This window comes from Protofrankia sp. Cr2 (assembly GCF_963555885.1).
In the GTDB taxonomy this organism is placed as follows: domain Bacteria; phylum Actinomycetota; class Actinomycetes; order Frankiales; family Frankiaceae; genus Protofrankia.
Genome location: NZ_CAUVXG010000022.1, coordinates 13,990 through 30,191 on the forward strand (window position 1 = coordinate 13,990; position 16,202 = coordinate 30,191).

Sequence of the window (16,202 nt, forward strand, 5' to 3'; positions counted from 1 at the left end):
CCCCTGGTACGGAGGCGCGGGGGGCCACGAACATCGGTTCCACCGTCGACGTCGACACCGTCTACATCGACCCGGGCAGGCTACTGGCGCATGCGGATCGTGAGCAGCCGGGCGTTGCATCGCTGCGGCGGTTCGTCGTCGACGTTGTCGCACTGCCGTCGCCGCGCCCGCTCGCGGAGACCCTCGCCGCGAGCGAGAGCAACACCGGGGTCGGATCGTTGTCGGGTTCCCGGTTCGCCGTCGTCGAGGGTGGACTGGGTATCGGGCTGGCACTGACGACCATGCTGGAGCAGTACGGCGCGGCCGTGCGGATGTTTTCCGCAGCCGACGAAGTGCTCGCAGATCAGCTCGCGACCGGTGTCGGGGCGGACGGCGTCCTGTGGGTGTCGCCGGTGGACCGGGATGCCCCACCGGCCCTGCCCGCCGCGTACGGTCCGATCCGGGCGGCGCTCGGGGGCGGTACCCGCCGCCTTGTCATCGCGACCGGCAGCGGCGGCAGTTTCGGTCGGTCCGCGAGCGATGAACCTGGTCCGAGCATCGGGATGGCCGGGCTGGTGCGCACCCTTGCGCGGGAGATGCCCGACGTGCTCGTCCGGGCGGTGGATCTTGATCCCAAGGAGGCCCCCACCCGGCTCGCCGAGTACCTTCTCACCGAGCTCCTCACACCGGATGCCCCTGTCGTGGTCGGCTACCGTCATGGGGTCCGCTCAACTCCGCGGGTGGTGCCCGCGCAACTGTCCTCGACCGTCGTGGGCGTGCCCGCGCTCGGCCGGGACTCGGTCGTGCTGTTGACCGGTGGTGCCCGCGGTATCACAGCCAGGGTGGCGCTGGCTCTCGCCCGCGCCACCGGTTGTGGGATCGAACTGATCGGCCGAACCGTGCTGCCGGCCGCGCCGGAGGACCCGGCAACCGCCGCCGCGCCGGACGCAGCGCGGTTGCGCCGGGCCCTGATCGACACGGGCGTGCGTCGCCCGGCCGAAATCGAGGCCAGGGTGGCCCGGTTGCTGGCGGAGCGGGAAGTGCGGGCCACCGTCGCCGCTCTCACCCAGACCGCGTCCTACGTTCGATACCACGCGGTGGACGTGCGGGACGCCGACGCGTTGCGCCAGGTCGTCGCGGCGGTGTATGCAGACCGTGGCCGGATTGACGGGGTCGTACACGGCGCCGGGGTCGTTGAGGACAAGCTGCTGCGGCATAAGACGGCGGAGTCGTTCGACCGGGTCTTCGCGACAAAGGTTGAAGGTGCCCGGACGCTTGTCGACGCGCTACGTCCCGACCTTGATTTTCTGGTCTTGTTCGGCAGCGTGGCTGGGGTGTTCGGTAACCGGGGTCAGGTTGACTACTCCGCGGCCAACGATGCTCTGGACACCTGCGCCCATGCCTGGTCACGGCGTTTTCATGGCCGAGTCGTGTCCCTGGACTGGGGGCCATGGGGCTCGTCCGGTCGCGCATCCGATCGCGAAGCCGGTATTGAAGCCGGCGATGCGGACGTCGGTAGGGGCATGGTGTCCGCCGAGCTGGAACGTCAGTATGCCCGTCGGGGTATCGGCCTGATCGATCCGGACGCCGGGGTCGTCGCCGTCCTGCGTGAGCTGGCCGCTGATGTCGATGTTCCGCAAGTGGTGTATATGTGCGGCCTGCCCGGGGCGCTCGATGACGGATTTTCCGGTTTTGGGATCGCGGATGTCGAACTCTAGCTCACCTGGGAGTACGGCCTCCGGCGATGCGACAGAACCACGATCGCATCGCCTTCGGCCCTGTCGCTCACCTGGGAGTGCGGCCTCCGGCGATGCGGCAGAACCACGATCGTATCGCCTTTGGCCCTGTCGCTCACCTGGGAGTGCGGCCTCCGGCGATGCGGCAGAACCACGATCGCATCGCCTTTGGCCCTGTCGCTCACCTGGGAGTACGGCCTCCGGCGATGCGACAGAACCACGATCGCATCGCCTTCGGCCCGCTAGAAAGGCGCTCGCGTGAAGTCGGCGATCGCGGTCGTCGGGATGGCGTCGGTGTTCCCGGGTGCGGGTGACCTCGCCACCTACTGGAGCAACATCGTCAGCGGGGTGGACGCGGTCCGGGATGTGTCACCGCGGCGCTGGGATCAGGAGTTCTTTCATCCGGATTCCGCGGCTGGCTCCGGTGCATCCGGTGGTGGTGCATCCGGTGCCGATGCACCGGGTGGTGAAGCCGGCTCCGGGGTGAAACCGGTGGTCGCCGCCGATCGGATCTACTGTCGGCGCGGCGGCTTCGTGGAGGAGTTCGCGACCTTCGACCCGGTCGAGTTCGGGATCATGCCGCTGGCGGTGGACTGGGCCGAGCCCGATCAGCTGCTGGCGCTGCGGGTCGCAGCCGAGGCTGTCGCGGACGCCGGGGGCGCCGACACACTCGGCGATCGTGGCCGGACAGGGGTGGTACTGGGGCGCGGCGGCTACCTCGCCGCGGGTCTTGCCCGGCTGGACCAGCGGGTCAAGGTCTCCACCCAGCTCGTCACCACGCTGAGGGAACTCGTCCCCACGTTGACGACCGACCAGCTCGCCGCGGTCCGCACCGCGTTCGTCGAAACCCTTGGTCCGGACCGTCCGGAGGCCGCGATCGGCCTGGTGCCGAACCTGGCTGCCTCGCGCATCGCCAACTGGCTCGACCTTCATGGCCCGGCATACACGCTGGACGCGGCATGCGCGTCGTCCCTGATCGCGCTTGACACGGCCGTGCGCGAGCTGGTGGGCGGCCGAGCGGACGCCATGATCGCGGGTGGCGTGCATCTCGCCCAGGAAGTGACATTCTGGAGCGTCTTCTCGCTGCTGCGTGCGCTGTCCCCGAGCTCGCGGATCCGGCCGTTCGACCGGCGGGCCGATGGCATCCTGATCGGCGAGGGTGTCGGGATGGTCGTACTGAAGCGACTGGCGGACGCCGAACGTGCCGGTGACCGCATCTACGCTGTGATCCGCGGTTGCGGTGTTTCCAGTGACGGACGGTCGTCCACCTTGCTCGCGCCGTCGCAGCAGGGGCAGATCCTGGCCGTCGAGCGGGCCTGGGCCGACGCCGGGCTGGACCCGACCGCGCCCGGTGCGCTCGGTCTCGTCGAGGCCCACGGGACCGCCACCCCGGTCGGGGACGCGGCGGAACTGGCCACCCTGGGACGGGTGTTCGGCCGCGCCGCGGGCGCTCCGCCGATCGGAATCGGTTCCGTGAAGTCCATGATCGGTCATGCCATGCCCGCGGCCGGCGCCGCCGGGCTCATCAAGGCCGTCCTGGCGCTGCACCACCGGACACTGCCGCCGACCCTGCACTGCGAGCAGCCGCATCCGGCATTGGCGAGCACCCGATTCGAACCGATACACGAAGCCACCACATGGGAGGCACCGGAGCGCGTCCCGCGGCGGGCCGGTGTGAATGCGTTCGGGTTCGGCGGTATCAACGCCCATGTCGTCGTCGAAGAGGCGCCGTCGCCGTCGAATGCGCCGTCCATCGCGTTTCCGGTGCGGGGCGCCACTGCCGCTTCGGCCGCCGGTTCGGCCCGCGTTTCGACCAGGGAGCCCGGCAGCGGCCCGGAGCAGGGTGCCGAGCGGGTCCTGCTGGTCGCCGGGGCGAGCGCCGCGGCGTTGGCCCGTGCGCTCGCCGCGCCCGACGAGGAGCTGCTCGCCCGCGACGATGCCGGCGACATGCCCACCGGGGGTCCGTACCGGCTCGCGATCGTCGCACCGGACAGCCGGCGGCTTGCGCTTGCCCGGACGGTCGTGGAGCGTGGTACCGCCTGGCGTGGCCGCAATGATCTGTGGTTCACGGCATCGCCCCTGCTGGGGGGGCGTGCGCTGGTGCAGCCTGACGGCACTGCAGGGCCGGGTAAGATCGCTTTCTTGTTCTGCGGTCTGGAGGACGGGTTCCACCCGCGGGTGGACGACGTCCGCGCGCATTTCGCCCTGCCGCACCGGGCGGTCGACGCCGGCACCGTCGACGCCAGCACTGGGGTACTGGGCACGCACGGTGTCGCCAGCGTCGAGGTGGGACGCATCCTGGACGTGGCACTGCGCCGGTTGGGGATCGTCCCGGACGTCCTCGGGGGTCACAGCATCGGCGAGTGGAATGCGATGATCTCCGCTGGACTGATCGCCGACGACTTCGTGGACAGGTTCATCAACTCGTTCGATCCGAGTTCTCTCGATGTGCCCGGTGTGGTCTTCGGTGCGCTGGGGTGCGGGGTGTCCCAGGCCGTCGCAGCCATCGACGGACTGTCGGATGTGGTGATCTCCCATGACAACTGTCCCCATCAGTCGATCATCTGTGGGGGGCGCCGCAGCGTCACGACCGTTCTTGAGCGGCTGCACAGCCAGGGCGTGCTGTGCCGGATACTGCCGTTCCGGTCCGGCTTCCACTCCCCGTTCTTCGCGCCCTATCTGGGCCGGGTGCGCACGGACGTGGCGCGGACCCCGATCGGCACAGCCACGGTGCCGGTCTGGTCGGCGACGACGGTCGCACCGTACCCGCAGGATCCTGCCGCCGTTCGTGACCTGTTCGCGCGCCATCTGCTGGAGCCGGTCCGTTTTCGTGCACTCATCGAAGCGCTGTATGCCGCGGGTGTGCGGGTGTTCGTTGCGGTGGGCACGGGCAGCATCGCCGGTTTCGTGCAGGACACAATGGCGCGCGCCGACTACCTGACCGTCGTCACGAACACCCCGAAACGTAGCGGTCTCGACCAGTTGCGGCGGGTGGCGGCAGCGCTCTGGGTTGAGGGAGCCTCCCCACGCATGGACCTGCTGCCGACGGTGGACCGGGCCGTTGCAGGGTCGGTGGCAGCGCCGGTTGCCGGGTCGGGGTCGACGGCCAGCCGGGCGCGGCGCGGTAGACCGATGCTGCTCAACCTGGGCGCGCCACTGATCCGGCTGGGCGAGCGGGCCGCCGCGTTGGCACCGCTGCCCGAGCCTGCCCGGCCGCATGCCGACAAGGTTGCCGGCAACCTTGCCGACCAGCTTGCCGACCAGGCGGAACATCCCGTTCTTGCCGAATTCGCCGCATTCATGGCGGACACGAACGCGATGGTCTCGACTGTCGTCGGACGGTGGGCGGCCAGAAAGTCGCCGGCCGCGACTCCGGGGGCAGCGCAGACCCCGGCCGCGCAGACCCCGGCCGCGCAGACCCCGGCCGCGCAGACCCCGGCCGCGCAGACCCCGGCCGCGCAGCCGGGGGCGCCGCGCAGGGTCCGGCGGACACTGTCGATCGAAACCATGCCGTACATCATTGATCACTGCTTCTACGGCCAGCCGCCGGGGTGGCCGCATCTCGCCGACCGCTTCCCGGTGATCCCGATGACCACCCTGCTCGAGATGATGATCGATGAGGCGCGGGCGTTCGCGCCCGGTCGGGTGGCGCTCGGGCTGACCGACATCCGGGCGCTGCGCTGGCTCGCGATCGCACCGGCGGTCGAGGTGACCATCACCACGGCAGCCGTCGGGTCGGACGCGGTGATGGTCAACATCGAGGGGTACGCACGCGGCACGGTCATCCTTGGCGACGACTACCCGGCGCCGCCGACGCCGTCCGATGAACCACTGCCCGACCTGCGACGCGAGGTGGTCGACGGACAGTCGATCTACCGGAGCGGACGGTTGTTCCACGGGCCCGGCTTCCAGGGCCTGGTCGCGGTAGGGCCGATCTCCCCGAATGGCGTGCACGGCGAGTTCGTCGTCACCGAGGCTCCCGGCGCGCTCCTGGACACCGCCGGCCAGCTGTTCGGGTACTGGCCGATGGAGTACCTCAGGACGGACTGGCTCCTGTTGCCCGCGACCATGCGCTCCGTGCGGTTCTTCGGCCCGCATCCGGCGGTAGGCGAACGGCTGACCGGCACTGTGTGGGTGCGCGACGTGGGGGACACGACCGTCACCGCCGACCTGGAGATACGGGCCGCGGACGGCACGGTGTGGGCGGTGATCGAGGGATGGGCGGACCGGCGGTTCTCCCAGGATGACGTGACGTGGTCGATGGCGCTGAGTCCGGCGCGCAGCGCGATCGCCGAGCGCGCCGAGGGCGGATGGGTGTTCGTCCGGGAACGATGGCACGACGCCGCATCCCGCGAGTTGATCCTGCGTTACCACCTCGACGCCGATGAGCGGGCAGCGCTTGCCGCCAGGAATCCGAAGGCTGCGCGGCAGTGGCTGGTTGGACGGATCGCGGCGAAGGACGCCGTCCGCCACTGGCTCTGGGACGGCGGCGCCGGTGACGTGTGGGGAATCGAGATCGGCGTGTCGAACGAGGCGTCCGGCCGGCCGGTGATCGATCGGTTGCCCAGCCGTGGCGGCACGCCGATCGCGGCGCCGCCATATGTCTCGCTGGCCCACACGGGATTCCTCGGTGTGGCGCTGGTGCATCCCGAGGGTGATGTCGGCATCGACATCGAGCGGGTGGCGCCGCGCGCGCCGGGCGTCGAGACGCTGGCCCTTGCCGATACCGAACAGGTCCTTCTCACGGAGGTCGCCGGCGCCGACCCGGACCGGCGCGCACTGTGGTTCACCCGGTTCTGGACCGCGAAGGAAGCGGTGGCGAAGGCGGACGGCGTCGGATTGGCGGGCCAGCCGAAGAGGTTCGTCGTGGACACGGTGGCACCTGGTCATCTCCGAGTCCGCGTGGACGCTCCGCGAGTGCACGTACGCTGGGTCGCCCACCAGCTGATCGACGCGGCCGGCGAGTCTGTGCCCGAACGCGCGGTCACCGGGTCCACGGCGGTCACCGGGTCCACCGACCGGGCTGAGGCGGACCGGGCTGAGGCGGACCGGGCTGAGGTGGATCGGTATGTCGTGGCATGGACCTCGCCGGCGGTCGAGCAAGCGGCCCGCGGAAGCCGGTGGAACACCGAAGCGGGTAACGGAAAAAGCAAAACAGAAAGCGAACTGGAAGGCTGCTTGGAAAGTAAGAATGAAAGCACCGATGCAAGCGGTATAAAAGGCGGCGAAGGAGTATGAACATGACGACCGAGTACGCGCTGGTTCCCGACGAGGCGCCGGCCGGCGGCCGGGCTGTGGTCGAGGCCCGGGTCCTCGGTGAGGTGGCGGCGCTGTTGCGTGACATCATCGGCGAGGAATATGTCATCGATCTGGAAATCGGGATGGAGACGTCGTTCAACACCGACCTCGAACTGGAGAGCATCGAGTTCGTCACTCTTGCCGATCGGATGCGGGAACGCTATGGCGACATGGTCGACTTCGTCGGCTTTCTCGCCGGCATGGGTGTTGACGAGGTCATCAACATGAAGGTCGGACAGGTGGTCTCCTACATCGCCGACTGTCTGGAGGGCCGAAGGGCGCGCGACGATCGTCAGATCGCGCGCCCGGCGGCCGAAGTCCCCGGGGCGCTGGAGGGCCGAAGGGCGCGCGACGATCGTCAGATCGCGCGCCCGGAGGCCGAAGTCCTCGAAGCGTTCACGGCCCCACGGTCGTAGCAGTGGCCGAGATTCTTGCCAACGGCGTCCGGCTGCACGTCCAGCGGCTGCCACCCAACGGTGGCCCGCAACCGGGGTCGCCCGTTGTCGTCACGGTGCACGGCATGGTCATGGACAACATGTCCAGTTTCTACTTCTCGCTCGGTAACAGTCTCGCCCACGCGGGTGCTGACGTGATCTGTTATGATCTTCGGGGTCACGGGCGCAGCGAGCGGACTCCGGCCGGCTACGGCATGGCGAACTCGATGGCGGATCTGGCGGCGATGCTCGAGGCACTCGGTGTCGACAGTCCCGTCCACCTGGTCGGCAACAGCTATGGGGCCACCATGGCGCTCACCTACGGGCTGGAGTTTCCTGAGCAGGTCGCGAGCCTCACGCTGATCGAGCCGCCGTTCCTCATCGACGGCCTCGGCGCCGAGATGGCCAGGTCGCTTACGCAGGTTCTGGTCGGGCTCTCCGACGTCGAGGTCGAACAGTGGCTGGCAGAGTCCGCCGGACGGGCTATCAGCCGGATCACCCGAAGCGCCCAGTCACTGCTTCGGGACACCTCGATCGCGCAGGACATGCTCGCCACCGTCGCCTTCTCGCCCGAGCGGTTGGCGTGCCTGGATATACCGGTACTCGCGGTCTATGGCGGCAACTCCGACATCATCGGTCAGGCCGAGGGGCTCACCAGGCTTGTCGGCGACTGCACGCTGGTCATCCTGGAACATCACACACACGCCGTGCTGCGCGAGGCCGCCGAATACCTGCGCAGGCTGATGCGGTGGTGGCTGTTCGACCGCGAGCAGTCGATGCCGACCTACACCCGCGGCCCTGGGCGGGCATTCGACACCCCCGAGTGGGTGACGTTGATGACCCCGCCGGCGGATCTCAACAGCCCGAAACCGGACGGCACACAACGGGCGGATCATGCAGCGGCCGACGCCGGCCCGGTGACATCCGCGTGAGTCGCTTTCTGTTTGTCGTGCCGCCGCTGACCGGGCATGTCAACCCGGCCGCTGGAATCGCCGGTGAACTCACCGAACGCGGTCATGACACTGCCATCGCCGGCCACGCCGGTGTGATCGGGCCGCTGCTGCCACCCGGACTCGCCCTGCTTCCGCTGACGGGCGAACTGTCCAGCGCTGAAAAGGCTGCCATCGATGAGAAGTCGAAGAAGCTGCGTGGGCCGGCGTCCCTGAAGTTCCTGTGGGAGGACTTCCTCATCCCGCTGGCCGCTTCGATGGTCGCTGACGTGGAGGCTCTGGTCGACGAGTTCGCGCCGGACGTGCTCGTGGTGGACCAGCAGGCGATCGGTGCGGCGTTGGTCGCCCGCCGTCGCGGCCTGGCATGGGCGACCCTGGCGACCACGTCCGCGGAACTGGACGACCCGTATGACGTGCTTGCCGGGGTCGGACAGTGGGTCGTCGATACTTTACGTGACTTCCAGCGTGCCCAGGGGGTGTCAGAACACGACGCGCGCGTCGGCGATCTGCGGTTCTCTGACCAGCTGACCCTGATCTGTTCCGTGCCGCAGATGCTGCGGACGGCTGGCTTCCCCGGGCATTACGTCTTTATCGGGACGCCGGCCGGCTGGCGTCGACCGGCGCCAGCCTTCCCCTGGGAATGGCTCGACCCGCAGCGCGAGCTTGTGCTCGTCTCGTTGGGGACAGTGACCCGCGATGCCGGCGGGCGATTTCTGCGGGTCGCGGTGGAGGCCCTTGATTCGCTCGCGCATCGGCTGCAGGCGATAGTGGTGGCGCCGCCCGGGACAGTGAATGCAGCCACAAACGGTGTGGCCGAATTCGGCGAGTTCGGACCGGACGTCGCGCGCGGTGACATCAAGGGTGACATCAAGGGCGGCGCTGTTCGGAACCATGTTCTCCTGCTGCCCTACGTGCCGCAGGTCGAGCTGATGCCACGATTGTCCGCGGTGGTGTCGCACGGCGGGAACAACACCGTCTGCGAGGCGCTCGCGCACGGGGTTCCACTGGTTGTCGCGCCGGTCCGGGACGACCAGCCGATCATCGGCGAGCAGGTCGTACGCGCTGGCGCCGGTCTGCGGGTCCGGTTCGGGCGGGTGAGCGCGCCCGCGTTGCGTGAGTCGATCCTGTCGGTGTTGGACGACTCCTCTTTCCGCACGGCCGCCGGGCGGTTACGCGAGGATTTCACGACGGCCGGCGGAGTCAAGGCCGCCGCGGACCACCTGCTGAAAATGGTTTAGCTCTATCACGATGGTTTAGCCCTGTCAGGAAGATGTAGCCCGGTCAGGAGGCGATGCCGGGCGATGTTGTGGTGGCTGCCGATCCTGATGTGTGTCGGGATCATCGCGAACGGGCTACGGTTGCGTGGCCGGCTCCGTCGCCTGGACACGGTGCCAGCCAGCGGCCGCCCGGTGGATCCGCGCCACGAGTTCCTGGTCGCCCGTGACGTCCGGCTCACCGCCGCCGCGCGCCGCGCCGTGAGCAACCACGCCAGTCGCGAACGCCTGCGGGTACTCGACCTCATCCCCGCTGATCTGCCGGTCGAACGCGCGCTCGACGTCGCCCGGATGGTCGATACCCGGACCTACCGGAGCGACCGCGGCGCTGCCGGCCGTGGAGCGTTCCAGGCGATCCTCGCGGACGCGGAGCTGTTGGACCGGGCCGGCATCCACCAGCGGGAGGGATTCGATCCGGTCGAGCTCGTCGACATCATCGCCCGGTTGAAGAATCATGCGACCATCGGTACGGATCTCGTGGTCGTACCTGGGCTGAGCGCCGCCCGGGATGATCCGGTCAGCCGGGCGCGCGTACAGAAACGGACCTACCGCGGTAAGCCGTTGAACCTGCTCGCCCCGACGTTTCGGGACATCGCCATGGTGTGCGGTGGATCCGTCAACCTGCGCTGGGCACTGGTGGCCACCGTCCTTTTCTGGTTACAGCCGTTCTTCGTCTGTGCCGGACGGGTGCCGTTGCGGCCACGCGACCTTGCGCGCAGCCCGGTCGTTCGGATTCTCGCCGGTGTCGCATTCGTCATCGCCGCGGCCAGGAACGGTCGCCGCACCGCTGCGCAGAAAAAAGCGCGGAAGTCTTCTGGACTGTCCGTGGATGGGGCAAAAAAGGATACCCGGATCGCGGCTGTCCGGTGCCGCGACTCACTTCAGCACCGGCTTGGGGAGGGAATCGAGACCCTCCTGGAACCTGTTCGGGAAACCTGTCCGTGGTGCGGATCGCCTGACCTGGTGACCCGCCTTGAGTCGCGAGACCTCCAGCAGCGCAAGCCCGGCCGTTTCCGGTTGCAGCGGTGCAGGGGGTGTGGTCATGTCTTTGTCAACCCGCGGTTGACGAATGCGGGCAGCGACTTTTTCGGCCGCGACCACGAACGTCTTCGAGATGGCTTTCCACCGGATTCCGGCGCGTATCCGGGAGACGAGCACAACAATGACTGTGACGGTGTGCACAAGGACCTGGTTGGCGGTCCTGTCGGATATTTTTCCGGCGGCATTCGAGTATACCGGGAACGCGCTGAGATGCAACGGCCCTTTGCCGCTCCACGGTCCTGGCTCGATGTGGGTACCGGTTCCGGTCGCTTTTGTGATCTTGCTCGGGATATCTGGCCCGACACCGTTTTCGACGGGCTGGACACATCGCCGGGTGTTACCGAGGCCGGGTGCCGCGGGTGGGTTGATCATGCGTTCCGGGGAACTCTCGCCGACCGTGCCCCCGAACTGGGCGGTCGTTACGACGTTGTCAGCATGTTCCGGTATCTGGAATACGTCCGCGACCCGTATCTCGAACTCGACCTGGCGGCCAAGACGCTGGTCGCCGGGGGGTATCTCCTGCTTGAGCTGCCGAATACCCAGTGCCCGGCCGCGGGTTTCCTCGGGCGTTTCTGGGTGGGCTGGTCCGTCCCCCGGCATCTGCACCTGCCGACCCCAGACAATCTGACCGCGGCCTTGGCCGAACGCGGCCTGCGGCCGGTCGCGCTACGGTTCGGCCGGGTGCACCGACCGGGCGACCTCACCGCCGCTGTTCACCTTGCCCTGCAGTGGCTGGCGCCGGACCCGAGGTCGCCGTGGTTGCCCGACGGGCCGACCGGCTGGCGGAGGTTGCGTCGTGGCAGCGCGCTGGTTCTGGCCACGCCGCTTTTTCTGGCGGCGGCCGCGATGGATTTCTTGCTGCAGCCGGTGTTTCATGGTGGACGCCGTGCGAACGCCTTTCGGGTGGTCGCCCGAAAGGACTTCTGAACGCTTGGGCCGGCCGGCCGGCTGGGCCGCTTGGGCCGCTTGGGCCGTCATGTCGGCCTTGCTGTTATGCCGGCCGGGCTGTCATGCCGATTGAACCCCTATGTCGTTGTGCGGGTGTCCGGTCGCTGTCTGCCCGAATCGACTGCTCCGGGCGCCGCGTCATCCCGCCAGTCACGGACGAGGCCGACAATGAAGATTCCGATGAAGAAGAACAGCAATGGCAGCAGAATCATCTGTGCTCCCAGCGGAAGAGGAGAGCCGGCGCGGCCGCACTGCGCAGGACAACCCCAGGTGCCTACCCTCTTGCGGAACACATCTCACCTGACGTCCGCACTGGGTGACGCTGTGACACACGCTGAGGTCGTCGGTGGTGTTTTGCCGATTCGGTGGCGGCAGCGCACGGGCTGCCGTACCGTTCACATCATCCAACGTCAACGCGGGAGCTTCCGCCACAAGGAGGCTGAGAGGGCGGTTGGGGTCACACCCGGGTGCCGCCGACCGCCGAACCTGTCCGGATAATGCCGGCGTAGGGAGCCATCGCTGTGGTGCTGCCTGTTGACCGATCCGCTTCGACGTCCGCACCCGTGCCGGCCGCTGTGCCCGGTTCGGTACCCGGCGGCGCACCCGGCGCCAAAGCCGTGCCGGTGACCTCCGGCCCCCTGCCGGGCAGCCGCAAGACCTACCTCGTCGGCTCCGCGGACGACCTGCGGGTGCCCATGCGTGAGGTCGTGCTGTCCACCGGTGACAGTGTGATTCTGTATGACACATCCGGTCCGTACACCGACACCGATCAGGTCACCGACGTGCGCCAGGGCTTGGCACCCTTGCGCGACACCTGGATCGCTGCTCGGGCCGACACCGAGTTCGTTCAGGGCGGCACCGAGACCGTTCCGGGCACCCGGCTCGTGATCCGTGACGGTGAAGGGCTGCGGGCGCGGCCACCTCGCCGGGCACTGTCCGGGCGGGCCGTCACCCAGCTGGCGTACGCTCGCCGTGGCGAAGTCACGCAGGAGATGCAGTTCGTGGCGCTGCGGGAGGGGCTGCCCGTCGATACCGTGCGCGCGGAGATCGCGGCTGGCCGGGCGGTGCTGCCGGCGAACCCCAACCACCCGGAGTCCGAGCCGATGGCGATTGGCCGCGCCTTCCTTGTGAAGATCAACGCGAACATCGGGAACTCGGCTGTGACCTCTTCCATCGAGGAGGAGGTCGACAAGATGGTGTGGGCGACCCGCTGGGGTGCCGACACCGTCATGGATCTGTCGACCGGACGTGACATCCACACCACCCGAGAGTGGATCATCCGGAACTCGCCGGTGCCCATCGGAACCGTGCCGATCTATCAGGCGCTGGAGAAGGCCGGGGGTAAGGCCGAGGAGCTGTCCTGGGAGGTCTACCGGGACACCGTGATCGAACAGTGCGAGCAGGGTGTGGACTACATGACCGTCCACGCCGGGGTGCTGTTGCGTTACGTCCCGCTGACCGCGCGGCGCAAGACCGGGATCGTCTCCCGCGGGGGCTCGATTCTCGCAGCCTGGTGCCTGGCCCACCATGAGGAGAACTTCCTCTACACCCACTTCGCCGAACTGTGCGAGATCCTGCGCGCCTATGACGTCACGTTCTCCCTCGGGGACGGGTTGCGGCCCGGGTCGATCGCGGACGCCAACGATGCCGCCCAGCTCGCGGAGCTGGCAACGCTGGGGGAGCTGACCTCCGTGGCGTGGGAGCACGACGTCCAGGTCATGATCGAGGGCCCGGGGCACGTCCCCATGCACAAGATCAAGGAAAATATGGAGCTGCAGAGCGAGTTGTGCCACGACGCGCCGTTCTACACCCTCGGGCCGCTGACCACGGACATCGCGCCGGGCTACGACCACATCACCTCCGCGATCGGTGCCGCGATGATCGGCTGGTACGGCACGGCGATGCTCTGCTACGTCACGCCCAAGGAGCACCTCGGGTTGCCCGACCGCGACGACGTGAAGGCCGGCGTGATCGCCTACAAGATCGCCGCACATGCGGCGGATCTCGCCAAGGGACATCCGGGCGCCCAGGCGTGGGACGATGCCCTCTCCGACGCCAGGTTCGACTTTCGCTGGGCCGACCAGTTCCATCTCGCGCTCGACCCGGAAACCGCCGAGGCGTTCCATGACGAGACGCTGCCTGCGGCGCCGGCGAAAGCGGCCCACTTCTGCTCGATGTGCGGCCCGCACTTCTGCTCGATGCGGATCAGCCAGGACGTGCGTAAGTACGCCGCTGACCACGGGCTGGACACCACCGAGGCCGTTGAGGCGGGGATGCGGGAGAAGGCCGAGGAGTTCGCCGCCCATGGCGGGCGGCTCTACCTCCCCATCGCCGACCAGGCGTAGGTCGTTGACGCCGTCCTGATGACCGATTCCACCTACCGTTCGGCCGAATGTCGTCCGACGGTAGGTGGAATCGGCCGTCATGGTGACGTTGTCCACCTAACCGCGCCCGGCCCCGCCCCGCCGCGTCCCTATTGCCGGTCGTTCTAAAGATCCGGGTCCCACCCGCGCTGGCGGAGCGCTGTCATAACCTGACCGGCGACGTGTTCCGGCTGGCTCCGCAGTGCGTGAACGGGGAAGCGGAGGATCATGCGGTCCTGGAGGACGCCGGCATTCTGCCGGGCCAGATCGCTCCACCAGTGCTGTGCTTCCCGGTGATACCCACCGTCGATTTCGACCCAGACCCGCCACGGTTCGTACCAGACGTCGAGATAACGCCGGCCGCCGGCGTCGATCTGCTTCTGCCGTTGGCCGGGGGGCAGCCCGAAGCGTTTTTCGATATTCCGGTACAGGATTTCAGCTACCGAGTGTGCGCCGTCGTCAAGGTCGCTCAGGGTGTCGACGATCAGGGCATGGCGGCGTAGCGGTCCGCGTCCTTCCATGGCGCGACGAAGGTCGGTGACGGTGACCAGCCGCTGCTGGACACCGGCGGCCAGGGCCGCGCGGGCGTCGTCGTCGTCCGCGGCCCAGTTGGCCATGTCCAGGATTGACCGGGGAAGCCGTGTCCTGGGCGGCACTTTCCGTGGGTGTACGTGATCCGAACCGAGGTTCTTGCTCCGATGGATGCTGACACCGGGTCGGGGAGCGACATGGCGGGTGGCATCGACGATCACGATGATCGGCCCGCCGTCGAAGCCGCGGAGGCGGTCGAAAGAGGCGGCGCAGGCGCCGCCGAGGACCGCGCCCGGACCGATCGATTCGATGGCAGCCCACATCGCCTGGATGCTGGTGACCGGACCGGAATGGGTGACGAGTACGCCGTGCATCGGGCGTTGCCAGCGGCCGCTGGTGATCTTCCAGCGGATCTCCGACCGGGTTAGGCCGGTACGTAGCGCGGTGCGCACCGCGATGACCCCGCACTGGGACTCCGCGATCTTTTCCCAGTCGGAACCATGCCCATGGACTTGGGTATGGCCTTGGGTATGGCTACGGGTATGGATATGGGCTGAATTAGTCTCAAAAGCCATGCCGTTACGGTGGCACGACCTCGGTCTGGCCCGAAAGGGCGATCAAAAACCTGTGGATGACGAGACCGGCCAGCCAGGTCCGGGTTAATCTGATGATTGGTAGGTAGGAAGGGTCATTCATGCGACCGAATCCACCTACGCTCCCGCCGATCGGCGTCTGCCGGTAGGTGAAAGTTGTCGCCATCACGACCGAAATCACCGACTCTGCGACCACGGAGTTGACCACGGCACTTGTCGAAGGCGCCGTGGGCGCGTTACATGTGCCTGGACTAGGGTCTGTTTTTTGGATCTTGATGGGTGCGCGGGGCGGTCCAGGCGGCGAGCCGGCATGGCGGCGGAGGTCCGGATAGTGGTGTTGTATCCGGACGGAGGACAACGCGTCCGGGCGTCGTCCGGGCGCCGTGGGTGCCTGTGAAGATCCGGAAGGCTGGCCCAGAGCACCCCAGGCTGCGGAGGGGAGGCACGGACGGCCGGATGGAGTACACGACGATTTCTGATCTTGGCGCGGAGATGTCCGGGCGGATCACCGACGTGAACCGTCAGGTGATTGTGGTGTCGGCGCCCGACCAGACAGCCACGACGAACACGGTCACATTGTGGCAACGGGCCGACGGCGGTCCCGGGTGGACCCGGGTCGCGGCGCCACTCGCCGGCCGCAACGCGGAAAACGGCTGGTCGTCGGACCATAGAGATGGTGATCTGTGCAGTCCGGTCGGTGTGTTCACCCTCACCGCCGCGGGCGGGCGTCAACCCGACCCGGGCACGCTGATGCCGTACGAGTACCGGCCGTCCTACTATCAGGCGGGTGAGCCGGCCATGGCGGTCGCGTTCGACTACGTGGTCGCGATCGACTACAACCGGATGCCCGGCTACCCGCCATCAGACCCGAACCGTCCCCTCGGCGCGGCGGCCGGTGGTGGCATCTGGCTACATGTTGATCATAAGGGTGCGACCCAGGGTTGCATCGCGGTCACCCGAGAGGGCATCATCGACATCCTCGCGTGGCTGTCGCCCGCCAGCCGGCCGCTGATCGTCATGGGTGACGTAGCGTCGCTCGGCAAGTAGCAGCACTT

General features: G+C 68.1%; 9 protein-coding genes, 1 pseudogene and 1 riboswitch. Of the genes and pseudogenes, 8 read left to right on the forward strand and 2 right to left on the reverse strand.

Annotated elements, in window-relative coordinates; translation table 11 throughout:
• From U9978_RS12275 to U9978_RS12300, 6 genes and pseudogenes are all read left to right on the forward strand, one after another.
• Positions 1 to 1,697, forward strand: a 1,697-nt coding sequence (locus tag U9978_RS12275) for an SDR family NAD(P)-dependent oxidoreductase (protein ID WP_322761234.1), incomplete at its 5' end; no start/stop codon positions are given.
• A 276-nt stretch (positions 1,698 to 1,973) separates the two neighbouring features.
• Entirely contained in the window at positions 1,974 to 6,953 is a 4,980-nt protein-coding gene (locus U9978_RS12280) for a polyketide synthase (protein WP_322761235.1), read from the forward strand.
• A 2-nt stretch (positions 6,954 to 6,955) separates the two neighbouring features.
• Positions 6,956 to 7,279 (forward strand): annotated as a pseudogene (locus U9978_RS12285) (acyl carrier protein); the annotation flags it as partial.
• Between the two features lie 152 nt (positions 7,280 to 7,431).
• On the forward strand, positions 7,432 to 8,379 hold the full coding sequence (locus U9978_RS12290; protein ID WP_322761236.1) for an alpha/beta hydrolase: 948 nt from the start codon (positions 7,432 to 7,434) through the stop codon (positions 8,377 to 8,379).
• Complete coding sequence (locus U9978_RS12295; protein ID WP_322761237.1) at positions 8,376 to 9,635, forward strand: glycosyltransferase; 1,260 nt, start codon at positions 8,376 to 8,378, stop codon at positions 9,633 to 9,635. Before U9978_RS12290 ends, U9978_RS12295 begins: the two co-directional genes overlap by 4 nt.
• 63 nt (positions 9,636 to 9,698) lie before the next feature.
• Complete coding sequence (locus U9978_RS12300; RefSeq protein WP_322761238.1) at positions 9,699 to 11,639, forward strand: class I SAM-dependent methyltransferase; 1,941 nt, start codon at positions 9,699 to 9,701, stop codon at positions 11,637 to 11,639.
• A gap of 98 nt (positions 11,640 to 11,737) precedes the next feature.
• Here U9978_RS12300 and U9978_RS12305 read toward each other — a convergent pair whose 3' ends face one another.
• Positions 11,738 to 11,872, reverse strand: a complete 135-nt coding sequence (locus tag U9978_RS12305) for a hypothetical protein (protein WP_322761239.1) — start codon at positions 11,870 to 11,872, stop codon at positions 11,738 to 11,740.
• A gap of 193 nt (positions 11,873 to 12,065) precedes the next feature.
• A riboswitch (TPP riboswitch) is annotated at positions 12,066 to 12,189 on the forward strand.
• Between the two features lie 88 nt (positions 12,190 to 12,277).
• On the opposite strand from U9978_RS12305, the gene thiC reads away from it, so the two are divergent.
• Complete coding sequence (gene thiC / locus U9978_RS12310; RefSeq protein WP_416210946.1) at positions 12,278 to 14,005, forward strand: phosphomethylpyrimidine synthase ThiC; 1,728 nt, start codon at positions 12,278 to 12,280, stop codon at positions 14,003 to 14,005.
• A gap of 143 nt (positions 14,006 to 14,148) precedes the next feature.
• Here thiC and U9978_RS12315 read toward each other — a convergent pair whose 3' ends face one another.
• On the reverse strand, positions 14,149 to 15,129 hold the full coding sequence (locus tag U9978_RS12315) for a hypothetical protein (protein ID WP_322761240.1): 981 nt from the start codon (positions 15,127 to 15,129) through the stop codon (positions 14,149 to 14,151).
• A gap of 474 nt (positions 15,130 to 15,603) precedes the next feature.
• Here U9978_RS12315 and U9978_RS12320 point away from each other — a divergent pair, with 474 nt between their 5' ends.
• Positions 15,604 to 16,194 (forward strand): L,D-transpeptidase family protein, encoded by a 591-nt coding sequence (locus tag U9978_RS12320; protein WP_322761241.1) that lies wholly within the window; start codon positions 15,604 to 15,606, stop codon positions 16,192 to 16,194.
• The last annotated feature ends 8 nt before the right edge of the window (positions 16,195 to 16,202 follow it).